15 protein-coding genes, 1 tRNA gene and 2 pseudogenes are annotated in these 23,404 nt (G+C 63.7%); 10 read left to right on the top strand and 8 right to left on the bottom strand.

What is annotated here, in order from left to right; all coding sequences use genetic code 11:
• The first annotated feature begins 130 nt into the window (after positions 1-130).
• The 7 genes from C7W88_RS05305 to C7W88_RS05275 all read left to right on the top strand — a co-directional run bounded on the left by C7W88_RS05305 (position 131) and on the right by C7W88_RS05275 (position 5,962).
• On the top strand, positions 131-484 hold the full coding sequence (locus C7W88_RS05305) for a GntR family transcriptional regulator (protein WP_240344841.1): 354 nt from the start codon (positions 131-133) through the stop codon (positions 482-484).
• A gap of 155 nt (positions 485-639) precedes the next feature.
• Positions 640-921, top strand: a complete 282-nt coding sequence (locus C7W88_RS05300) for an integration host factor subunit beta (RefSeq protein WP_039333122.1) — start codon at positions 640-642, stop codon at positions 919-921.
• Between the two features lie 127 nt (positions 922-1,048).
• A tRNA-Leu gene (locus tag C7W88_RS05295) sits at positions 1,049-1,133 on the top strand.
• A gap of 204 nt (positions 1,134-1,337) precedes the next feature.
• A complete protein-coding gene (locus C7W88_RS05290) occupies positions 1,338-1,994 on the top strand; it encodes a PilZ domain-containing protein (RefSeq protein ID WP_118072771.1) in 657 nt (218 codons plus the stop codon).
• Between the two features lie 130 nt (positions 1,995-2,124).
• Positions 2,125-3,735, top strand: coding sequence for an NAD(P)/FAD-dependent oxidoreductase (locus tag C7W88_RS05285; RefSeq protein WP_118072770.1), 1,611 nt, complete (start codon positions 2,125-2,127; stop codon positions 3,733-3,735).
• A 20-nt stretch (positions 3,736-3,755) separates the two neighbouring features.
• Entirely contained in the window at positions 3,756-4,169 is a 414-nt protein-coding gene (locus C7W88_RS05280; RefSeq protein ID WP_118072769.1) for a GtrA family protein, read from the top strand.
• Between the two features lie 89 nt (positions 4,170-4,258).
• Positions 4,259-5,962 carry a hypothetical protein gene (locus tag C7W88_RS05275; RefSeq protein WP_162895921.1) on the top strand — a complete coding sequence of 568 codons (1,704 nt, stop codon included), beginning with the start codon at positions 4,259-4,261 and terminating at the stop codon, positions 5,960-5,962.
• A gap of 310 nt (positions 5,963-6,272) precedes the next feature.
• On the opposite strand, the gene C7W88_RS05270 is transcribed toward C7W88_RS05275, so the two are convergent.
• From C7W88_RS05270 to xseA, 4 genes are all read right to left on the bottom strand, one after another.
• Positions 6,273-9,275, bottom strand: coding sequence for a TonB-dependent receptor (locus tag C7W88_RS05270; protein WP_162895920.1), 3,003 nt, complete (start codon positions 9,273-9,275; stop codon positions 6,273-6,275).
• 476 nt (positions 9,276-9,751) lie between these two features.
• Positions 9,752-10,594 carry a M23 family metallopeptidase gene (locus tag C7W88_RS05265; protein WP_118072766.1) on the bottom strand — a complete coding sequence of 281 codons (843 nt, stop codon included), beginning with the start codon at positions 10,592-10,594 and terminating at the stop codon, positions 9,752-9,754.
• 10 nt (positions 10,595-10,604) lie between these two features.
• Positions 10,605-10,805, bottom strand: coding sequence for a DUF2093 domain-containing protein (locus tag C7W88_RS05260; protein WP_118072765.1), 201 nt, complete (start codon positions 10,803-10,805; stop codon positions 10,605-10,607).
• 26 nt (positions 10,806-10,831) lie between these two features.
• A complete protein-coding gene (gene xseA, locus C7W88_RS05255; RefSeq protein WP_118072764.1) occupies positions 10,832-12,310 on the bottom strand; it encodes an exodeoxyribonuclease VII large subunit in 1,479 nt (492 codons plus the stop codon).
• On the opposite strand from xseA, the gene purD reads away from it, so the two are divergent.
• Together purD and C7W88_RS05245 are read left to right on the top strand one after the other, a co-directional pair.
• A complete protein-coding gene (purD, locus tag C7W88_RS05250; protein ID WP_118072763.1) occupies positions 12,309-13,595 on the top strand; it encodes a phosphoribosylamine--glycine ligase in 1,287 nt (428 codons plus the stop codon). The two genes, xseA and purD, sit on opposite strands and share 2 nt — an antisense overlap.
• Before the next feature lie 101 nt (positions 13,596-13,696).
• A complete protein-coding gene (locus tag C7W88_RS05245; protein WP_118072762.1) occupies positions 13,697-14,659 on the top strand; it encodes a sugar phosphate isomerase/epimerase in 963 nt (320 codons plus the stop codon).
• Positions 14,660-14,675: 16 nt separating this feature from the next.
• Here the strand turns inward: C7W88_RS05245 and C7W88_RS05240 are convergent, their stop codons facing one another.
• The 4 genes and pseudogenes from C7W88_RS05240 to C7W88_RS05225 form a co-directional block, all read right to left on the bottom strand.
• A complete protein-coding gene (locus C7W88_RS05240; protein ID WP_118072761.1) occupies positions 14,676-15,893 on the bottom strand; it encodes a CaiB/BaiF CoA-transferase family protein in 1,218 nt (405 codons plus the stop codon).
• Positions 15,890-17,775 (bottom strand): annotated as a pseudogene (locus C7W88_RS05235) (hydantoinase B/oxoprolinase family protein). The gene C7W88_RS05240 and the pseudogene C7W88_RS05235 overlap by 4 nt, the downstream one beginning before the upstream one ends.
• Positions 17,776-17,792: 17 nt before the next feature.
• Positions 17,793-19,840 (bottom strand): annotated as a pseudogene (locus tag C7W88_RS05230) (hydantoinase/oxoprolinase family protein).
• A 7-nt stretch (positions 19,841-19,847) separates the two neighbouring features.
• Complete coding sequence (locus tag C7W88_RS05225) at positions 19,848-20,762, bottom strand: hydroxymethylglutaryl-CoA lyase (protein WP_118072760.1); 915 nt, start codon at positions 20,760-20,762, stop codon at positions 19,848-19,850.
• A 282-nt stretch (positions 20,763-21,044) separates the two neighbouring features.
• On the opposite strand from C7W88_RS05225, the gene C7W88_RS05220 reads away from it, so the two are divergent.
• A complete protein-coding gene (locus C7W88_RS05220; protein WP_240344840.1) occupies positions 21,045-23,387 on the top strand; it encodes a TonB-dependent receptor in 2,343 nt (780 codons plus the stop codon).
• The last annotated feature ends 17 nt before the right edge of the window (positions 23,388-23,404 follow it).

The raw sequence follows: 23,404 nt of genomic DNA, 5'->3' as shown, positions 1-23,404 counted from the left end.
TGGCGATGGCAAGAAACTATTTTCAATCGCAACCAGTGTGGCGAAGCGGTGGGTGCGCGGCAGAAGTGCGCCCGAAGCGCGGCGGCAACGAGCCGTTGTGTGATGCGCTGTATTATGGCACTACGTCACCATGGGCATGAACATCAGCCAGGCAAGCCGTCCGGTCTATCTCCGCCTGCGTGACGAAATCTGTGTGGCAATCCTTGACGGTCGCTATGCCGAGGGTGCCATGCTGCCGTCGGTTCGGGCCTATGCGGCGGAACAGGGCGCCAACCCGCTTACCGTGGCCAAGGCCTATCAGCAGTTTCAGGAGGAAGGGCTGGTGATTGTCCAGCGCGGCGTTGGCATGTTCGTCGCACCCGGCGCGGTTGATGCCTTGCGCCGACGGGAGCGTGAATCTTTCCTGCAAGATGAATGGCCTGCAGTGGCGGCACGGATGCGCCTGCTTGGCATCAGCTTGGCCGACGTAGCGGAAATCGCCTGAAACGGTCCATTTTTGGCCACTCCCGGCAATATGAAACGATTGTCATGACCGGTCGGCCGTGGCAGGATGGCGGAATGCGCGCATACGGGGGTTTGGGCGCAGGGATCGTAGATAACTGTGGGGGCGCCCGCATGGTCGCCTGGCGGAGGGAAAGAATGATAAGATCGGAGCTGCTGCAGGCTCTCGCCAAGGAAAGCCCTGGCATGCGCAGCGAAGAAATCGAGCGGGTTGTCGACGTTTTCTTCGATGAGATTGCCAAGCGTCTGGCTGATGGCGGGCGTGTCGAACTTCGTGGTTTTGGTGCGTTTTCCACGCGCGAACGCGATGCCCGGAAGGGCCGCAACCCGCGAACCGGCGAAACCGTTGAAGTACCGGGCAAGCGCGTGCCCTATTTCAAGGCAGGCAAGGAAATGCGGCAACGGCTGAACGCCGACTGAGCTTCCGGCCGAAAATTCAACAAAGGGCGCGGCAACAGACGTTGCCGCGCCCTTTGTGCTGTGGCAGGCGCGACTTGCACAAGTTGCGGCTTTCAGGGTTCACCTTGAACCTGTCCTGCCAACTATTGCGGACGTGGCGGAATGGTAGACGCCGGGGACTTAAAATCCCTTGATCCTTGATCGTGCGGGTTCGAGTCCCGCCGTCCGCACCAAAAATCGGCGCTATTGTAATTATCTGCCGCGATTTGATGACAAGTCAGACTACACATTGAAAGCGGTTGTTTACATGGCTGTAAAAATCCAAGTCATTCCGTAATTTGCTTGGTAACTCCGCGGTAGGAATTACGTGCTAATACTGATTCTTACCGGGGTTTGCGTGCGCTCCGGTGCGGCTTCACGCGCGCGGGGGATCGGGCTTGGCCCAGGCAGACGACGATCAAGTGCCTAAGGACGCGGAAGCCGGAGCGGACCAACGCGCCGCGCCGCGTTTCACCTTGCTGATTCGTGCCGCCAAGCTGATCCTCGATGGCGAGCGCGAATTCCTCTGCGTCATTCGTGATGCGTCGGCGAGCGGCCTCAAGATCCGCCTGTTCAACCCGCTGCCCCTTTGCGGATCGCTGGCCATCGAAATGAGCAATGGCGATCGTTATCCGATCGAGCAGATCTGGAGCGAGGGCGAATACGCCGGCTTTCGCTTTCTGGGTGACATCGAGATCGAGCGCCTGCTTGACGAGAGCCACGGAACTTTCCCGAAGCGCCAGGTCCGGCTGCGCATCCATCTCGATGCCATCCTCCATTCGGGAGGCGATGCGGTCCATGTCGCGTTCCAGGATATTTCGCAGCAGGGGGCGTGCATCGAGAGCGACAAGTGGCTCCTGATGAACGAGCTCGTCCGGCTGGAAACGGAAGTTCTCCCCCCGATCTACGCCAAAGTGCGCTGGCGCAGCCATCCGCGTTACGGGCTGCTCTTCGAGCAGACCTTCAAGATGGACGAACTCGCGCGGATTGCCGCACCCCTGCAGGGCAGCGATCTGCCGATGCCCAGCCCCGGCGGACGGTTGCGCAAGATCTGACATAAGAGTTTGACAGCGGGGCTGGCCGGAAACGGCAATTCTTTGCCGCAGGCCTTGCCGCCATTAACCATCCCTTATCCATTTTCCTTCACGTCTGGCTCAAGCGAAGTGCGCTGAGACGGGGGTTTTGATGGTTAACGGGACGAGAGCGGCCGATGGCCTCGCAAACGGTTCTGGCAGCCGCAAGGTGGATGTTGCGATCATCGGCGCTGGGCCGGCTGGACTGACGGCGGGCTACCTCCTGACCAAGCGCGGTTTCAGCGTTGCCATCATCGAAAAGGACCAGACCTATGTCGGCGGCATAAGCCGGACGGTCGAGCACGAAGGCTACCGTTTTGACATCGGCGGGCACCGCTTCTTTTCGAAAAGCCAGCAGGTCGTCGATCTGTGGAACGAGATTCTGCCCGACGATTTCATCCAGCGCCCGCGGATGAGCCGGATCTATTACGAGGGCAAGTTCTACTCCTACCCGCTGCGCGCGTTCGAGGCGCTGTGGAACCTCGGCCTCGTGCGATCGACGCTGTGCATGGCGAGCTTCGCAAAAGCCAAGGCCTTTCCCAACCGCAAGGTGAAAAGCTTCGAGGACTGGACCGTGAACCAGTTCGGGCAGAAGCTCTATTCGATCTTCTTCAAGACCTACACCGAAAAGGTCTGGGGCATGCCCTGCGACGAGATGAGCGCGGACTGGGCGGCCCAGCGAATCAAGGGACTGTCGCTGTGGGGGGCGGTTGTCGACGGGCTGAAGCGCAGCCTTGGCCTGAACAAGCGTCCGAACGACGGCATGCAGACCAAGACCCTGCTCGAAACCTTCCGCTATCCGCGTCTTGGCCCCGGCATGATGTGGGATGCTGCGCGCGACAGGATCGTGGCGAGCGGCAAGGGTGAAGTGCTGATGGGCCATGCCTTCAAGCAGCTTGCAGCCGATGGCGCGGGCGGGTGGCGCCTGTCTGCGACGGGACCGGATGGCGATGTGGTGATCGAGGCAGCCCATGCCATAAGTTCGGCGCCGATGCGCGAGCTGGCCGCGCGCCTGCATCCGCTGCCCGCCACAACACTCGAAGCCAGCCGCCTCAAGTATCGCGACTTCCTGACGGTGGCGCTCAAGATCCGGTCCGAGGAACTGTTCCCCGACAACTGGATCTACATCCACGACAGCAAGGTGAAGGTCGGCCGCATCCAGAACTTCCGTTCGTGGTCGCCCGAAATGGTGCCGGACGAAAGCGTGGCCTGCGTCGGTCTGGAATACTTCTGTTTCGAGGGCGACGCGCTGTGGGATTCGTCGGATGCTGAGCTGATCGAACTGGCCAAGCAGGAAATGGCGATCCTCGGCCTTGTCAGCCCCGAAAAGGTGATCGGCGGCGTGGTGGTGCGTCAGGAAAAGGCCTATCCGGTCTATGACGACGAATATGCCGCAAACGTCGCCGCCATGCGCACTGAACTCGAAGCAGCCCATCCGACGCTGCACATGGTCGGCCGCAACGGCATGCACCGCTACAACAACCAGGACCACGCGATGATGACAGCGATGCTGACCGTGGAAAATATCGCAGCAGGTGCGCGGGTATACGACACCTGGTGCGTGAACGAGGATGCCGAGTACCACGAAGCGGGCAATGAGGGTGCGCAAGGAGCCCTTCCGGCGCGCGTCGCGCCCAGCGAAGACCAGGCAGCTGCATTGGCGTCGCTGCGCGATGTTCCAGCGCGGATCGTGCCCGAGAAGGTTGCGGCCAAGGCCGCCTGAACCAGACAGTGCCACCACAAATGACCGGGACGATCCTGCCGATGATCGATCGCCTGCGCCGCGTGATGCTTCTGCGTTACTTGCTCGCCAGTGTCGGCGCGTTGGCCGTGGACATCGGCTCGTTCCTTGCCCTGCTGGCGATGGGGACCGCGCCGGTGATTGCTTCGGCGAGCGGCTATTCGCTTGGCATTGTCGCGCATTGGCTGCTTTCGAGCCGTACGGTCTTTACCGATACGGTGGCGGCAGAGCGCGGCGCGCGCACGCGGCAGAAGGCATTGTTCGTTGGCTCGGCTCTGGTCGGGCTGGCGCTGACGACACTGATCGTCGGAGCCGGAACCGCTATCGGCCTGGATTCGCGCGTATCGAAGCTGATCGCCGTGGGGGCAAGCTTCACGACGACGTGGCTGCTCAGAAAGCGGGTCGTCTTCCAGTGAACAGTGGCCGTTCCGGCCCATTGCCGGGAGAGTGCAGCAATGCGTTCCCGTGGCGGGGCGTGTTGCTGGCTTGGGTTGCGATTAGCCTCGTGACGCTGATCGGCAGCGGTGGCAGGCTGTCGATAGCGGCTTTCGTCGACGGCGATGACGCGCTGCGCTTGCAGCAGGTGCGCGACCTGCTGGGTGGGCAAGGCTGGTTCGACCTTCACCAGTACCGCGTTGCGCCGCCCGAAGGGGTGGCGATGCACTGGACCCGCGTGGTCGACATCCCGATCGCGGCGATGATCCTGCTGTTGCGTCCGTTGATGGGGCAGGGGCTGGCAGAGAGCATCGCCATCGTGGTGGTGCCGCTGCTGCACCTTCTGGCGGCAATGGCGCTGGCGGCGCGGCTGGCAGCGCGGCAATTCGGCCCCCGCATCGGTATCGTCGCCGCCCTTCTGGTGGCAGCGGCGGTGCCGGCATCGTTCCGAATGATGCCGCTGCGGATTGATCACCATGCCATGCAGTTCGTGCTTGCGCTGGTGGCATTGAACGGCCTGTTTGCCTGCGCGCCCCGGATGGGCGGGGCACTGGCCGGTGCGGCGCTGGCACTCGCACTGGCAATCTCGCTGGAATCGCTGCCTCTGGCCGTAATCGTCGGCGGACTTTGCACCTTGCGTCTGTGGCGCGGCCAGAGCGCGTGGCTGATCGGCTATCTGCTGAGCCTGTCCCTGGCGAGCCTGGCCCTGTTCCTGGCGACGCGTGGCCTTGGCGATCTGGCGCAGCATTGCGATGCAGTGTCGCCTGTCCATGTCGTGGCGCTGTTGTGGATGGGTGGGGGCACGGCGATCATCCTGCCGCGGCTTCGCGACCGTCCGCCGTTGGTGAGCCTGCTTGCCGTGGGCCTGATCGGCGCAGGGGCTGTCGGCCTTGCTGCGGCGTGGGCGCCACAGTGCCTTGCGGGAGACGCCTTCGCTTCGGTTGATCCGCTGGTCCGCAAGGTCTGGCTTGATTCCGTGCTTGAGGGGCTACCGGTGTGGCGGCAGGAGCCGGGCTTTGCTGCGACCATCATCCTGCTGCCGCTGTTCGGCCTGATTGCCTGCCTGCGCCTGGCCACGCGCGCGGCGGATCGTGGAGTGCAGCTGTTCTGGCTCGACTATGCCCTGTTGCTGGTTGGCGCAACGCTGGTCGGCCTGCTGGTGGCGCGCGCATCGGGAGCTTCCTGCCTTTTCGCGACCGTGCCTGCAGCGTGGCAGTTTGCGGAGCAGTTTGCCCGCTGGCGGCAGGATTCCCTGCTGGTCCGACGCATGGGCAGGGTGGTTGTCATGATTACGCTGCTCCTGCCGGGCGTACTGGTGGATCAGGGGGTGCGTCTGCTCGCACCGGCAGGCCAAGCGTCAGATGGTCGCGCACAGGGCGAAGTGGCCCTTGGCTGCGACTTCTCCCGGGCCGTGCCCGCTCTTGCGGCTCTCCCGAAAGGCACGTTGCTCACCGGTCTGGACATCGGTCCGACCGTGCTGGTCACGTCCGGGCATACGGTCGTCGCCACCGCCCACCACCGGGCGAGCGCCGCCATTCGCGACGTGATCGATGCCTTCCTTGGACCGGACGAGGCCGCGCGGCAGATCATGGCACGGCGCGGGGCTAAGATGGTGGTGATTTGCCCTGGTGGCAGTGAGGCTCGCTTCTACGCGGAGAAGGCACCGGCCGGGTTCATTGCCCACCTCATGTCCGGCAAGGTTCCGGGCTGGCTTGAACCGGTGACCATGCCCGACGCCAGCGGTGTAAAGGCATGGCGCTTCAGGCAGCGCTGAGCTGCCCTCGGTCCAGTACCGATTGCAGACATTCAAGGCGGTCGAGACGGTAGCCATTCCGGGGCACTGCAAGGATTTGGCCAATTCGGCCTGTCGCACATGGGATGGGCTTGAAACCGGACCGCTATTCCCATGCTCATCCGCCCAACTCCAAGCAAGCCGGGCGCTGGGCAATTTTGCCTCGAGCTGAGCACGTGCGCGTGATGTGTCCTGGGTCTGCGGACCGAAACGAAGCGATCCTCAGCGCACAAAAAAGGGGCGGTTCCGAAGAACCGCCCCCGATTCTTGATCAATGCCTTGCGGCGAAGGATCAGAAGTTGGCCGAGACGCCGAAACGGAAGAACCGCGGGGTCTGGTAGCCTGTGACCTTACGATAGTTCGGGTTGATCGACGTAACAGTATCAAGATCGCCGAATTCGTTGAAGTCGAGCTTGCTCTTGAAGTTGAAGACGTTGAACACGTCGGCGCGTAGCGTGATGCCGCCTGCGATCGATTCCATCGGGATCGTGTAGGCGATGCTCATGTCGACGCGCTTGTTCCAGTCACCATCAAACACTGTGCCGCGGCCAACAGGCTGCCCCACTGTGCCATCGATATTGCCGGCCTTGATTTGCGAATCGCAATACCAAGAAGCTGCAGAGGTGCCCGTCGCCCGAAGGTCGCCCCTCGGATAGGTGCCGATGCAGCCGAACTTGCGCGGCGACTGGAGCAGGGCGTTGAAGCCGAGGTTCCAGCGGTCGGTCGGCTTCCAGTTACCGAACACCTTGAAGGTGTGTTCGCGATGGTTCGGCAGGAAGCCGTACGAACCGTCTACCCAGCCGAGTTCGTCGAAGTCCTGCGTCAGGCCGGTGTCGTCCTGACCATTGTCCGACTTCACGCCGCCTTCGTAGTTGCCGCGCGAACGCGACCAAACGTAGCTGGCGGTGAGGCCCCAGCCGTCTTCGAACGGCTTCTCCCACTTCAGTTCTGCAGCCCAGTAGGTGCGCTTTGCCTTGGGCAGGCCGATGAACGAAGCCGGGATGGTGACTTCGTGCAGCGCGCCATTGGCGTCGGCGACGTTGACGATAAGATCCTGTCCCGGGTTCATCAGCACGTAGCCACCGCTACCGATGGTCGGAACGGTCGTGCCGTTGCAGAATGCCTGATTTTGCGTGGCGCAGAATGACTTGATGATCGACCCATAGTAGGTGCTTGGGACGTTCTTGTCACCGCTGCCGTCAAAATCGACGTCTTCAAGCACTGCACCCAGCTTGCGATAGGTGAAGTTGACCGAAATCTTCATGCGGTTGGGGAAGTTGTATTCACCACCGACGATGAACTCGTCCATGTACTGCGGCTTGAGGTTCTTCGAGACCAGCGTCGTCGGATCGGCAACGCCGCCCGGCGAGAGCACTTCGGCCAGAACCTTGGTGCCGAGCGTGGGGGAGGTCAGGCTGCCTGTGTACTGGCCGTTGCCGTTGACGGGCAGCGTGTACCAGTCCTGCAGGAACGTTTCCGAACCGGCGAGGCGGATGTTGGTGTTCGCAGCCACCGGCAGGTAGTAACGACCGTAGAAGGCCGAGATACGAGCGGTCTTGTCGCCGGTCGGGTCAAAGTTGACACCGAGGCGCGGAGCCCACTGGTTCTTGAGCGTGGTGAAGGGCGAGCCGAGGCCGTCCTTGTTCACGAACTTGTCATTGCGCAGGCCGAGCGACAGGTTGATGCGCTCGGTAACGTCCCAGTCGTCCTGGATGTAGAACGCGGTGTTCTCGGACTTGAAGCTGCCACCTGAATTGAGCGTGCGGACACGGACGTAATCGGTGTTTGCAGGGATTAGCCCGCCCAACGCAGGGTTACTGCCCGAGCGATAATAGCGGTAGTAGGTGCCGCCCGAGTAAATCGTCGCGTTGTCAGCTTGCAGCTTCTCGAGGTCCCAACCAGCGCGCAGGTGGTGTTCACCCAGCAGCGAGAAGTTGAGGTCGGCGTCGATGCGGTAGTTGGTACGCTGGTCGCGACCGGTATCGATCACGCCGGCCGGGTTCCCTGAGATGAGCTTGAGGCCATCAGCAGGCACACGACCATCCAGTACATACGGGTTGGCGTCATCAGCGCCAGCCGAGGTCTGGTTGAACTTGGACCGCCCGTAGAGAGCCGAGAGCGTGAACCAGTCAGTGAAGGCACCGGTGTACTTGACGATGTAGTTCGAACCGCCCGAGAAGTTGGTGGTCGGAGAACCGTTGAACTTGACCTTCTCGTCCTGCGAGTCGTTGAAGTACGTGCCTTCGACGCGGTGACCGTCAAACAGATTGAGGTCGAGCTTGCCGCCGTAGAAGGGCTTGTTGTTCACGCGGGTCGTTGTATCGCCGAACGCGTCGGTGTCGCTCTGCGTGTAGTGACGCGGGTTGAAGAAGCCGAAGAAGAACAGGCGATCCTTGATCACCGGACCCGAGGCCCAGATGTTGCCTTCGATGACTTCGCGCTTGTCCAGCTTGTTGTTCTGCGAGTAGGTGTTCGGCGCCTGCTCGTAGCCCCATTCCGGCTGGTAATAGACGTTGAAGCCGCCGTGGAAGGTGTTCGAGCCCGAACGGGTCAGCGCGATGACCGCGCCGCCGGTGTTGCGGCCGAATTCTGCCTGGTAGCCACCGGTCTTGACCTGGACCTGGTCGTAGAATTCGAACGGCACGGTGGTTCCGCCCACAAAGGTGCGGAAGTTCGTGATGTTCATGCCGTTGATGTAGTAGACGTTTTCGGCAACCGACGAACCGGCGATGGAAACGCCACCGAATGCCGAGTCACCCGAGGTGACCTGCGGGGTCAGGAGCTGGATGGCTTCGATCGAACGGCCGACCGGAACAGTCTCGGCAACCTTCTGGACGTCGAACACGATGCCGGTGGCAGTACCCGAGAAGTCCACCTTGCGAACCGGCGCGCCACGGACGACGATTTCGCCGGTGGTCGGCGCTTCGCTCGAAACGGTGAAGTCGAAGTTGTTGCCGCCGAGGCCGACCGAAACGTTCTCGCTGCGGGTCGTGGTGTAGCCGTCAGCCATCACGGTCACGTTGTAGGTGCCGACCTGCACGCCCGGCAGCGTAAACGTGCCGTTGCCCGAAGTGGTGGTGGTGCGGGTGAAGCCACGTTCAACCGAGGTTACTTCGACGCGGGCGCCCGAGATCGGCTTACCCGAGTCGTCAACGACAGTACCTGAAAGGCTTGCGGCAGTAACGTCCTGCGCCATGGCAGGCGCGACGATGGCGGCCGAGCCGGCGAAACCGGCGACGACCAGCGCCAGCGGCGCGGCGCTCGCACGGAGCGCAGAGAAGGTTTTGATGTTCACGTGTCCAGTCCCTTTTGTCCTGAATCCTGCACAGCCAGCAAGAGGTGTGCAGGCCCTTTCCCGTATCGCCAAAACCCTAACATCGCGCTTCAGAGCGAAGCTTGGGCCCCTTGGCAAACGGGCAAGATGTGTCTGTTTGGCTGAAATGATCGGGTCCATCAAAACACGATTGTCAGTTACGAAATGAATCCGAAACATGTGTAGCGAAACTGCCACACCGCCTTTGGGTCAGGTAAGGTAAGGCCCAATTTCCGTAACTTACGGGTGATGCACAGAAATTACACTCCTGCCCGGTTCACTTGTCATTAATTTCAAAGGTGACGGTTTCGAGTGAAACAAGGCTGCAAAAGGGGGTGGAAACGCGTTGCAGCTGATACCAGAATGGTGGTGGCCGGTTCGTTCCATCGGCAACCGGGCGTAAAGGAAAACGATTTGATCGGCGGCGTGGCGCCAACGCAACCGGCCGCAAAGTGGTTCTACGCAGGTTCGGGAAGGAAGAGCAGCGGGTCGATCCGGCTGGCCTGCCATTTCATCGACCAATGCAGGTGGGGGCCGGTCGCTCGACCGGTGGCACCGATTCGGCCCAGCGGCGTGCCTTGGGCAACCTTGTCGCCTTCGCGCACCAGAAGTTCGGAGGCATGGAGAAAGGCACTGTTGAGGCCCATGCCATGGTCGAGCATCAAGAGCCGGCCTTCGAGGCTGAACGGGCTCTGCGCGGCAAGCGTCACGATACCCTCGGCCGGTGCGACATACGTCGTGCCTGCGCCACCAGCGATGTCGAGCCCGGAGTGGTAAGCCGCCTGTTCGCCCTTGTAGATGCGCTGGGAGCCGAAGCGCCCGGAGAACCGGCCCGGTGCGGGGCGGATGAAGCCCTGCCGCCAGCCCTGTGCGCCGGTATCGACCGCGCGGGCAGCAGCGATGCGGACAAGTTCGGCACGGCGCAGGCGGAGGTAGTCCTCGTCCGTCACGCCACCGGGCTTGCGGGCGACGTTGATATGCTCGATCTGCCAGGCGCGGGGGGCGATGGCGATTTCGCTGACGGACGATTGCCCGCTTTCCAGCGTCAGTTCGATGCGGGCGAGCGGGCCGGCATCGCGATCGAAGGCAAGCAGGAATGTCCGATCGCTGGCGAACGGGATCGGCTTGCCATCAAGCTTGAGTGCGGTTGACTGATGCGGGACGCGACCCCGCAGCCAACCGCCCTGCATGATGCGACTTTCGGGTTCGATCGTCAGCGGGCTGATCGGGGCGACGGCCCGTGCGCCACCCGCCGCCACTGCGGCCAATCCGGCAAGGACTGCGCGCCGTGGCAGGAGCATGGCGTGCCTGTCAGCCTTCGAGATGGCGGCGCGTCGAGATTTCGGCGGTGGCATAGGCCTCCTGCCGCTTCGCGCACCAATAGCGCAGGGCATCGAGCGGGATCTGCTCACCCGAAACGGCGCAGACGACATGATCACCGCCGGAAAGCTGGCGGAACGAGCCGGGAAGGTAGTGAAGGCGCGCGAGGCGGCCGGATTGGGACATCAGCATGAGGGCAATGTAGTCCCAATGCCGCCTCAGAACAATTCCTGCTGTCCCTCGGGCCGTGCGGCCGGGCGCGGTTTGGGAGCTGGCCGGGCGGGCGGGGGCGCAGCGGAACCGGTGCTGACGTCGAGCGTGCCGTCGGCGAATTCCAGCCGCAGCGCCGGACGCGCCTGTGCATCCTCGCGCGTCCTGACGACGTGGCCATCGGGTGCAGTAACGAGCACGTAGCCGCGCTGGAGCGGGGCTTTGGGATCGAGCGAGCGGCGCAGCCGGTCGAGCGCGTCGATCTTGCCGCGCGCGTGTTCGATGCGCTGGAGCAGGACTTCGGGGCGCAGGCGGCGGGCGTCGAGCCGCTCGCGCTCGCGCGTAACCCGTGCGCTCAGTAGAGCAGGGCGCAGGGCTCCGGCGTGGCGGGCGAGGACCGATCCGGCGATTTCGGTGCGGTGGACCAAGGCGCGGCGCAGGCGCTCGCCCAGATCGTCGACGCGCTGGGCTTGGCCCTGCAGGAGTGCCTGCGGCTGGGGCAGGCGCTGGCTGCGGGCTTCGAGGCGTTCCTTGGCCTGCGCAAGCTGGCGGGCAAGGGCGCGGCGCTGGCGGGCGTTGAGATCGGCGACGAAGGCGGCTAGCTCCGCCTGTACCGGCACCGCAAGTTCGGCTGCTGCGGTTGGTGTCGGTGCGCGCAAGTCGGCGGCGAAATCGCATAGCGTGGTGTCGGTCTCGTGGCCGACCGCGCTGATGATCGGGATGGTACAGTCCGCCACGGCGCGGACGACCTCTTCCTCGTTGAACGACCACAGGTCTTCGATCGAGCCGCCGCCGCGCGCGACGATGACGAGATCCGGGCGCGGGATTGGTCCGCCGGGCTCCATCGCGGAGAAGCCGCGCACGGCATTTGCGACCTGCGCCGCCGCGCCTTGGCCCTGGACCAGCACCGGCCAGACGATGACGCGACTGGGGAAGCGGTCGGACAGGCGGTGGAGGATGTCGCGGATCACGGCGCCGGTGGGCGAGGTGACAACGCCGATGGTGCGCGGCAGGAAGGGCAGGGGCTTCTTGCGCGCGGGATCGAACAGCCCTTCGCCCTCGAGCCGCGCCTTGAGCTTGGCGAGCAGGGCAAGCAGCGCGCCTTCGCCCGCGATCTCCATGCGGTCGATCACGACCTGGTAGTTCGAGCGGCCCGGGTAGGTCGTCAACTTCCCGGTGGCGACGACCTCGACGCCGTCTTCGGGCCGGAAATTCAGGCGCTGCACGCCGCCGCGCCACATCACGCCATCCAGTCGCGCGTTTTCGTCCTTGAGGCAGAGGTAGAGGTGACCCGAGGCGGCGCGCTTCACGCCGGAAAGCTCGCCACGGACCCTCACGAAGCCGAAGCGATCTTCGACCGTGCGCTTGAGCAGCGCCGAAATCTCGGAGATCGAGAGAGCCGGGGCGTTGTCGCCTGCCGATTCCCTCGCTAGGAGCCCGCCCGAGCCGTTGTTATCGTCGTCAAAAGGCGCGGAAGGGAAAGCCATGAATATCCTGCTGCTGGGATCGGGTGGGCGCGAACATGCCCTCAGCTGGAAACTGGCCCAATCGCCGCTCCTCGACAAGCTCTATGCGGCACCCGGCAATCCCGGCATTGCGGAAAACGCCGAGCTGGTGGCGCTGGATCTGACCGACCATGCCAGCGTGGTGACCTTCTGCGAGACGAATCGCATCGGCCTTGTCGTGGTGGGACCGGAGGCGCCGCTGGTCGATGGCCTGACGGATTCGCTGCGCGGGGCGGGGTTCTCGGTGTTCGGACCCAGTCGCGCCGCAGCGCAGCTTGAAGGGTCCAAGGGTTTTACCAAGGATCTGTGCGCCCGCGCGAACATTCCCACCGCAGGCTACGTCCGCGCGAAGTCGCTGGAAGAAGCCCGCGCCGCGCTCAAGGACTTTGGCGCGCCGGTGGTGATCAAGGCAGATGGCCTGGCCGCGGGCAAGGGCGTCGTCGTGGCGATGACGATGGCCGAGGCCGAGGCCGCGGTTGACGACATGTTCGACGGTGCCTTCGGCTCTGCCGGTGCCGAAGTCGTCGTCGAGGAGTTCCTCACCGGGGAAGAGGCGAGCTTTTTCGCCCTGACCGATGGGGCGACGATCGTGCCGTTCGGATCGGCACAGGACCACAAGCGCGTCGGCGATGGCGACACCGGCCCCAATACCGGTGGGATGGGCGCTTACAGCCCGGCGCGCGTGCTGACGCCCGAACTCGAGGCGCAGGCGCTCTCGCAGATCATCGCGCCGACGGTGAAGGCCATGGCCGACGAGGGCATGCCCTATTCCGGCGTGCTCTATGCAGGTCTCATGCTGACCGAGCAGGGGCCGAAGCTGATCGAATACAATGCCCGCTTTGGCGATCCCGAATGCCAGGTGCTGATGCTGCGGCTGGAAAGCGACCTCGTGGAACTGCTGCTGGCCTGTGCCGACAACAAGCTGTCGAGCATCCAGCCGCCGCGGTTCTCCAGCGAGGTGGCGATGACCGTGGTCATGGCGGCGGAAGGCTATCCGGGCACGCCGAAGAAGGGTGGCCGGATCGACCACATCCCTGCCGCCGAGGCGACCGGGGCGAAAGTGTTCCACGCCGGCACCGCGCTTTCGGCAGAGGGTGTGCTCTCGGCCAATGGCGGGCGCGTGCTCAACGTGACTGCCAAGGGGCCGAGCGTGAAGGCCGCGCGTGATGCGGCCTATGCCGCAGTCGATGCGATCGTCTTTCCGGAGGGCTTCTGCCGTCGCGACATCGGCTGGCGCGAGATCGAGCGGGAAGAGGCGGGCGCCTGACGGCAACGGTCTTTGCCGAACAGGTCTTGACCGCATCGGCAAAGCGGGCGCAAAGTCCCGTGACAGCGCGAGACAAGGTGCGCTGAACCGGGAGCCGATGCATGAACCGCCGCACTTTCCTCACCACCGCCGGGACTGCCACGATGGCGGGGCTGGCACTGGCCAATGCCCCCTTGCGGGCGCTCGACAGCAAGCGCCGCTTCGGCATCCAGTTGTGGTCCGTGGCCAAGATGTTGAGCGAGGACTTTACCGGAACCATCGCCCTGCTGGCCAAGCTGGGCTACCGCGAGCTCGAGACCTACGGCCCATATACCTTCAGCGACCAGCGCCAGATCGATGGCTGGAAGAACACGGCCAAGATGCTGGGTTTTTCAGGGAGCGGGTTCTTCGGTCTTGGCACGGCGCAGATCAAGGCCGTGTTCGATTCCCACGGGATGACCGTGCCCTCGATGCACACCGATCTGTTCACGCTGCAGACCCGGATGGGTGAGCTGGCCGACGCGGCGCGCGCTCTTGGCGCGACTTACGTCACGCTCCCGGCAATTCCGGCCGAGCAGCGCAAGACGCTCGACGATTACAAGCGCATGGCCGACGTCTTCAATGACATCGGCCAGAGCGCCACGCGCAACGGCGTTCGTTTTGCCTATCACAACCACGGTTATGGCTTTGCGCCGATGGACGGCAAGGTGCCGATCGACACGCTGCTGGACGCGACCGATCCCGAACACGTGTTCCTCGAGATGGATACCTACTGGACCACGGCCGGTGGCGCCGATCCGAAGGCCTATCTGGCGCGGTACAAGGGCCGCTACCGGATGATGCACCTCAAGGACATGAAGGGCCAGCAGCGCTTCGCCGGAGATGGTGGCGCCCCGGCCGACTGGATCGCGCTGTTCCCTTACCTGACCTGGCTCGGGGACGGCTCGCTCGACATCGCGGGCATTATCGAGGCCGCGAAGAATTCTGGCGTAGAGCACTTCTTCGTCGAGCAGGACCGGGCCGACGACCTCAAGGTCGCCATTGCCGGCAGCGCTGCCTACATGAAGAAGATCGGTTTCGAGTAGGCCGAAAGGCAGGGCGTCAGATGACGCCCTGCTCTGCCATCTGCGCAAGCTCAACTTCGCCAAGGCCAAGCAGTTCGCCGTAGACTTCGGCATTGTGCTGCCCGACCTTTGACGGCGCGGGACGGCGCACAGATCCGGGCGTGGCCGAAAGCTTGGGGAAGCTCGACTGCATCTTGAGCGGGCCGAAGCGCTCGGTCTCGACCTCGATGATCGCCTCGCGCGCCTGGAAGTGCGGGTCAGCCAGCATGTCGGGCGCGCGATAGACGCGGCCGGCCGGGATCGAATGCTCGATCATCAGCGCGTCGACCTCGTCGATGGTCAGCGTTCGGGTCCAGTCATTGATCAGCTCGTCCAGTTCGTCCTGGTTCTCGCCGCGGGCAAGGTGGGTGGCATAGCGCGGATCGTCGCCCAGTTCGGGCCGGCCCATGGCATTGGCGAGGCGTTTCCACAGCGAATCCTTGTTCGCGCCGATCATGAATTCGCCGTCCCTGCACTTGTAGACGTTGGACGGGGCGATGCCCTTCAGGACCGAGCCCGACCGCTCGCGGATGTAGCCGGTGCGGTCATATTCGGGGACGAGGCCCTCCATGACCTGCAACACGGATTCGTAGAGCGCGGCGTCGATCACTTGCCCGCGCCCGGTGCGTTCGCGCTCGTGCAATGCAGCCAACACGCCCATGCAGCCATAGGTGGCCGTGAGGGTGTCGCCAATGGAAACACCCATGCGGCTGGGCGCGCGGTCGGGCTCGCCGACGATGTAGCGCCAGCCACCCATAGCTTCGCCAATGCCGCCGAAACCGGCGCGGTTGGAATAGGGGCCGGTCTGGCCGTATCCCGACATACGGGCGATGATCAGGTTGGGCTTTGCGGCAAGGAGTACGTCCGGACCAAGGCCCCACTTCTCCATTGTGCCCGGCTTGAAATTCTCGATGAGTACGTCGGCGTGGGCGATCAGGCGCTTGACCAGAGCCTGGCCTTCGGCAACGCGAAGGTTTGCGCTGACCGAGCGCTTGTTCCGCGCGATCACTTCCCATTGGACCTTTTCCGTGCCCAAGCCCCAGTCACGCATCGGATCGCCAGTAACGGGCGGTTCGACCTTGATGACGTCGGCGCCCATGTCGCCCAGCAACTGGCCGCAGAACGGGCCGGCGAGCAACTGACCGAGTTCGAGCACGCGAATGTCGCGCAAGGGGCCGGGATTGGCGGGCGCAGGATTGCTAGTTGTCATGGTCATTCTGCCGCCTCCAGTAGCGGCCATTCGGGTTGGATCGGTGCGGGTAGCCCAGTTTCCGCTTCGCAATTGGCGCGCAGAATCTCGATGCCGGGACCGTAGTTGAACAGCGGAAGATCGCCCCGCTCCTCGCGCAGGCGCGCGCGCAAGGCTTCGGTTTCGGCAAGATTGACCGCTCCTCGGTGATCGGCGACCACGCCATAAGCCCGCGCACCTTCAGGCGTGACCAGTCCCTGCACGATTTCCTTGCCGACCAGTTCTGCATCGCGGGCAAGGGGGTCCCCCAGCCACCGCCGCCCCATGTGATGAAGTGGAGCACGTCACCGGCCTCCACTTCGAGATCCTCGACCTTGTTGCCGACGATGGTCTGCGTGCCGTCGGGCTTTTCGAGGATCTTGCGTGCCCGCGCGCCCGGTTCGCCACCGTTGACGCCCCAGGGAGGCACGAACCAGCGGTCGTCGTGGATCGCGATTGTGCCCTTGGACAGGAAACGGTAGGTCATGCGGATGCCATTGCCGCCGCGATGCAGCCCCGCGCCGCCTGAATCCGGCTCGCATTCGTAGCGTTCGATCACCATCGGGAAGTAGCGCTCGAGGAATTCGTTGGGCACGTTGGTAAAGCCCGGCCAGAGCGAGTGGCCATCGGGGCCATCGCCCATCGGGCGGCCGGGGATGCCGCCGAAGCCGATCTGGAACAGCTGGAACCAGTCTCCGTTCTTGCCGGGGCGCTCGTCATTGCCCGCGTAGAACAGGTGCGGGCTCGAAGAAAAGCCGGCGGCGTTGAGGAACTCCGGGGTCTTCTGGCCGAGAAGACCGCCGAGAATGTCGAAGATGCGGCCCAGCGCATGGGTGCGGCCTGAAAGCGCGGCCGGGAACTTCGGCTTGAGCAGCGAGCCTTCCGGAATGCGCACGTCGATCAGATCGTAGAACCCGTCGTTGAACAGGATCTGCGGGTCGAAGACCATGATCATGTAGATGCCGAAGAACATCTTGAACATGTTTTCGTTGAGGAAGAAGTTGATCGAGGCGACTGACTGCGGGTCGGTGCCTGCGAAATCGAGCACGACCTTCTCGCCCTCGCGCCACATCGTGCATTTGATCTTGTAGGGCCCGAAGCCCATGCCGTCGTCGCAGATGTAGTCCTCGAAGCTGACCGGCTCCTCGGCTATGGCCATGCCGACCAGCGCCTTCATCGCGCGGTGGTTGCGTGCCAGTAGCTCCTGCGTGGCTGAGACATAGACGTCGTCGCCGAAACGCTCGGCCATCTCGATCACGCGGCGCGCGGCGACGCGGCACGATGCGATCAGCGCGTTGAGGTCCGCCGCGCACCAGTCCGGCTTGCGGGTCTGGTGCATGACGAGGCGGATCAGATCGGCGTTGTATTCGCCCTTCTTCCAGATCTTCACCGGCGGGATGCGCACGCCTTCCTCGAAGATCGAGCGGGCGTTGATCGGCATCGAGCCGACGACCTTGCCGCCGATGTCGGACTGATGGCCGAACATCGAGGTATAGGCGATGAGGCGCCCATCCTTGAACACCGGCAGCAGCACCAGCCAGTCGTTCGAGTGGCTGATCGCGCCGCCGACAGAGTAGGGGTCGGACAGGAAGATCATGTCGCCGTCCTCGAGCGTGCCTTCATAGTTCTCGAGGAAGCCGCCGATGAACGAGCCGAACTGGCCGACGATCATTTTGCCGGTATGGTCGGCGATCAGCGGGAAGGCATCGCCCTGTTCGCGAATGCCGGGCGACATCGCGGTACGCACGAGCGTCGCGTCCATCTCGATGCGCGCATTGCGCAGGGCGTTCTCGATGATGTCGAGCGTCACGGGGTCGATGGCGACGCGCTCGAAGGGCTTGTCGTTGGTCTGGACGATGGTTGCAGGCATGTCTCGCGCTCCCTCTCTCAGGCCAGGTTGATCAGGATGTTGCCGACATGGTCGACAGTGCCGACGCAGCCGCTTTCGATCAGCGTAGTCGAATCCATTTCGCAGACGATGGCGGGGCCGGGGATCACATCACCGGCGCGCAGTTTGCTGCGGTCATAGATCACCGCTGCCTGTTCACGCCCGTCCATCCACAAGGTGTGGTCGCGCATCTTGGCAGCGATCGGGTTGCCATCGCCCCTTTCGAGTTCCGCTGCGGGCAGGTCCAATGCGCGGCCCATGGCCACGGCGCGCAGGTTCACGATCTCGTGGGGGTGTCCATGTTGAAGGTAAACAGGCGCTTGTGCTCGGCATCGAAGCGGGCGAGGATTCCGGCGATGCCATCGGCGTTCAGGACGTCCGGCGTGATCGTCAGCGGCACTTCGAAGGCTTGTCCGGCATAGCGCACGTCGACTTCGAAGGCGGTGCTGATCTCGTCCTCGGGTACGCCGTCGGCGAGCAGCTCCGCGCGAGTCTGTGCGGCCATTTCGTCGAGGATCGCGATGAGGTCGGAGGCCTCGGTCTGGCTGGCGAGGCGGCTGAACGAGCGCGCGGTTTCGGTGCGCATTCGTGTCGTCGCATCGCCCAGCGCGCAAAGCACGCCGGGGCTGACCGGGGAGATTGCAGGCCACGAGCCCATCAGGCGGGCCACGGCATTTACGTGCAGCGGACCTGCACCACCAAAGCCCATCAGCGCAAAGTCGCGCGGGTCGTAGCCCTGCTGGACCGAGATCATCCGCAGTGCGCCGAACATGTTCTCGTTGACGATGTCGATGATGCCGCGCGCGGCGGCCATCAGGTCGATGCCTAGCGCGTCGGCGATGGTCTGCACCGCCTTCTTGGCGCCCTCGCGATCAAGATTGAACGTGCCGCCGAGCAGGTTCTCGGGCAAGTAACCTAGCACGACATTGGCATCGGTCACCGTGGGCAAGGTGCCGCCTTTTCCATAGGCGACCGGCCCCGGCACGGCTCCTGCGCTCTGCGGCCCGACCCGAAGGGCTCTTGTCAGCTCAGGAACATAGGCGATCGATCCGCCGCCTGCGCCCACCGTCTTCACGTCGAGCGCCGAAGCGCGGACGGAGAGGTGGCCGACTTCAGTGGTGCGCTGGCGGCGGGCTTCGAGATTCTCGATCAGGGCAACGTCGGTGCTGGTGCCGCCGACGTCGAGAGTAAGGATGTTCCTGATCCCGGCATTCCGGCCGACCCAGATCGCGCCGGTAACGCCGCCGGCAGGGCCGGACATCAGGATGTTGACCGGATGCTCCTCGGCCTTCTGCGCGCTCATCAACCCGCCGTCCGAGCGCAGCAGCGAAAGCTTGCCGTTCATCCCCGCCTCGGCGAGGCGCGAGCGCAGGTTGGAGACGTATTTGCCCACGACAGGGCGCACCGCAGCATTGGCCACGGTGGTCAGCGTACGCTCGTACTCCTGCATTTCGGGCAGGACTTCGTGGCTCAGCGACACCGGCACGCCCGGCATGATTTCGGCGGCGAGTTCGCCGACGCGCTTCTCGTGGGTGCCGTTGGTATAGGCGTTGATCAGGCTGACCGTGATCGCCTCGACACCATTGTCCTTGAGCACGCCCAGTTGCGCGCGAATGTCGGCATCGTCGATCGGGCGGATTTCCAAGCCTTCGGCGCTCATCCGGCCCTTGATCGTGACGGTATCCTCAAGCGCTGCCAGCGTTTGCGGCTTCGGCCAGACGATCCAGCCAGCAAGCCCGCCCGGCACGAAGCTGCGCGCGATCTGCATGATGTGGCGATAGCCCTCGGTCGTCACCAGGCCGACGCGTGAACCCTTGCCTTCAAGCACGGCGTTGGTCGCAACCGTGGTGCCGTGAAGGAAGTATTCGACGTCGCCCGGCGTGATCCCGGCCTTCTGACAGATTGCGGTCACCCCGTTCAGAATACCCTCGGAACTGTCGTGCGGGGTCGACGGCGTCTTGTGCCGCCAGAATGCGCTCGACGAGGTGTCAAACAGCAGGAGGTCGGTGAAAGTGCCGCCAACGTCCACGCCAAGGCGATAGCCCATTGCTCGATTACTCCTGAACGATCTTGGGGAAGGGCGGGGCCTTGGCCACCATCGAGGGAAGTTCGCGGGCCATCACGCCGGACAGCCAGCGATTGGCCTCGATCAGCAGGGCGAGGTCCATGCCGGTCTCCACGCCTGCACGGTGGAGCATGTAGACGACATCCTCGCTCGACACGTTGCCTGCGGCGCCCGGCGCGAAGGGGCAGCCACCCAGACCACCGAGCGCGGCATCGACCACCGATGCGCCGGCTTCGACAGCGGCCCAGACATTGGCGATGCCAGTGCCGCGGGTGTTGTGGAAGTGCACCCGCACCGGCAGCGGCGAAACCGCCTCGACCACGCGCCGGACCAGCCGCGAGACGTGGGCCGGGTCGGCCACGCCAATGGTGTCGGCCAGCGCCACCTCAATGGGTTCGGCCTCCGCCAACGCGGCCGCCATGGCGACGACGCGGTCTTCGGAAACCTCGCCCTCGAACGGGCAGCCGAACGATGCGCCGATGGTGGCCTGGCCCTTGAGCCCGGCGTCCTTCGCCATGGCAACGATGGCCTTTGCTGCCACGACCGATTCGTCACTGGTCTGGCCCTGGTTGGCGATAGCGAAACCGTCGGTCGAAACGCAGACGGCGCCAAGTTCGTGCAGACGGCCTGTGGCAATGGCGCGCTCGGCACCCTTGGCGTTGAGGACGAGGCCGATGAAGCTGACGTCGCCCGTTTGCGGGAGGCCAGCGCAGACATCTTCGGCGTCGGCCATCTGAGGCACGCGCTTGGGATTGACGAAGCTCGTCACCTCGATGCGGCGCGCGCCTGCGGCAATGCTGCGCCGGATCAGCTCGAGCTTGTCCGCCGTGGACACGATCGCCTTCTCGTTCTGCAGCCCGTCACGCGGGCCGACCTCGACGAACGAAATTGCAGGCGCGCTCACGCTGCTTCTCCAGGTCGGCTGGTAGGCATGCCGGAAGTCATCAAAACGGCCTCTCTTCGTATGCAATATTACTGTGCGGGCATTCCAGCCACTGCCGAAACCTGCCCGTAGGTGCAGGTTCCTATGCACCTTGACCGATCAAGTTTGTATACAATAAGCTGCCTATCCGAGAAGCGAGCGTCAAGAGGGGGCGAAAGCCCGTGCGCTCGCAAAAGCGAATGCCGCAAGAACACGGCAACGTGATCGAGCCAGACGTGATCGAACCAACAGGGAGGTTTGAGAATGCGTGCCACCCGTCTTCTATTGAACACTGCAGCGCTCGGCCTGATCGCCAGCGCCGCCCCGTCCTTTGCCCAGGAAGCGCCACAGGATGCCGCGCAGGCGGCTGACGATGGCGATAGCATCATCGTTACGGCGCGCCGCCAAAACGAGCGCCTGCAGGATGTGCCTGCCTCGGTCTCGGTCCTCACCGCTACTGCGTTGCAGAACACCGGCGCGGTCAAGGCGGAGGACTTCACCCAGCTTACGCCTGGCGTCACGATCGTGACCGGCACGGCCGAAGCGGGCGACACGCAAATCAACATCCGCGGTATAAACGGCGCGCGCGACGCTGAAAGCTCGGTCGCGCTGGTGGTCGACGGCATTCTCAAGACCAACACCGCGCAATTGAACCAGCCGCAGGGCACGCTGTCGCAGGTAGAAGTTCTCAAGGGGCCGCAGGGCGCGCTCTATGGGCGCAACGCCGCGGCCGGCGCGATCGTGCTGCAGACTCTGAAGCCCACCGACACGCTGACCGGCGGCCTGCGCGCTTCCTACGCCAATGAAGCGACGTACGAAGCCACCGCGCACATTTCCGGGCCGCTGGGCGAGAACGTCGGCTTCGTCGCCTCGGGTTATTACTTCACCACCGACGGCTGGTGGCGCAACAAGTTCCTGAACAACTCCAAGACCGTCGACGACAAGGAGAACTGGGCTCTCGATGGCCGGGTGATGATCGGCAAGGGCACTGCGACCCAGCTTGACGTCAAGGCGCGTTATGCCGAGTTCCACGGCGCATCGCTACCTTTCAACGCCTCGTTCCACCTGCCGCAGTTCGGTGCGGTAAACCCTGCGTTCTACGAGGATGTGAACAAGCACCCGTTCAACTTCTACAACAACATTCGCGCCACCAACGACCAGAAGAGCTTCGATGCCTCGGTCAAGCTGGATCAGGAGTTCGGCAACGGCATGAAGCTGGTCGCCTGGGCGCTCTACTCGGACGTCAAGCAGGACCTCGTCGCTGACGGAACATCGGCTGACTTCGCACGCTACATCTCGAACACCGATCCGCGCGTGGCAAGCACGGTCAACCAGTGCTTTGCGAGCACGCAGGCCCTTACCGGCTATCCGGTCAACCAGCCCGGCGGGATCGGCGCGCTTCCCGTGCCGTTCCTGTTTGCTCCTGCCAACGGATCGACCTTCGGACCTTACAGTCCGACGACCTGCGACGGCATCCAGTACCAGCTGCGCAACCAGAAGGATTTCAGCACCGAGATCCGGCTGCTGTCGAACACCGATGGGCCGCTGACGTGGCAACTCGGCGCCTATTACCTGCACATCGACCGCAAGACTGGCGTCAGCCTTGGTGGCGACACGGGGCAGGGCGTGATCAAGCAGCTTTACAATGCGCCGGACACCAAGAACCCGACCTCACTGCTGTTGGCCGACAAGTTCCGCACCAACGTCTATGCGGCGTTCGGTTCGGCCGAGTGGAAGCCTTCGGACGTATTCACCGGCGGCATCGCCCTGCGCTATGACATCGAGGATCGCGCCGCCAACTCGCTGGTGCCCAACGTGACCGATCCGTTCACCGGTGGCCCGATCAATCCCGGCCTCGCCTTCGGAGCATTCACGCCGCAGAACGCCACGTTCAAGCAGCTCCAGCCCAAGGTGACGCTGAGCTTCCACCCGACAAACCAGCTGAATCTCTACGCCAACTGGGGCATCGGCTTCAAATCGGGTGGCTTCAACAACCAGGGCTCGTCGGCCGTGGTCAACACACGCTTCAACAACGGCGTCACGCCGGGCACGATCAATGCGGGCGTGACCATCAACGACCAGTACCGCAAGGAACGCTCCAGCGCCTTCGAAGCCGGTGTAAAGGGCGAACTGTTCGACGGCCGCATCACCTATGACCTTGCCGGCTACTACACCCGCGTCACCGACATGCAGTTCTTCGAATTCTTCGTCGGCGATTTCGGCCTGCTGCGCGTGGTCTCGAACATTGACCGCGTGGACATCAAGGGCGCTGAAATCAACCTGACCGGCAAGGTCGTCGACGGCTGGAAGGTGTTCGGCTCGTTCAACGTCACCGACAGCGAGATCAAGAAGAACGCTTCGCGCCCCTACACCGTCGGCAACAAATCGCCCTATACTGCCGATTGGACGCTGAATCTGGGTTCGGAAATCACCGCGCCGCTGACTGACAATGCCAAGCTGCTGTTCCGCGCCGACTATCGTGTGACCGGTCCGACGTGGTTCCACTCGGTGCAGGATCAGGAGCGCCCGACGATTTTCTCAGGGCTCTTGCCGATTTCACAGTTGAACTTCCTGCCCCGTCGTTCGGCAATGCCCGCTATGACGTAGCCAAGCGCGATGCCTTC

It is taken from the genome of Novosphingobium sp. THN1 (assembly GCF_003454795.1).
Classification (GTDB): domain Bacteria; phylum Pseudomonadota; class Alphaproteobacteria; order Sphingomonadales; family Sphingomonadaceae; genus Novosphingobium.
This window is presented reverse-complemented; position numbering and strand designations above follow the sequence as displayed.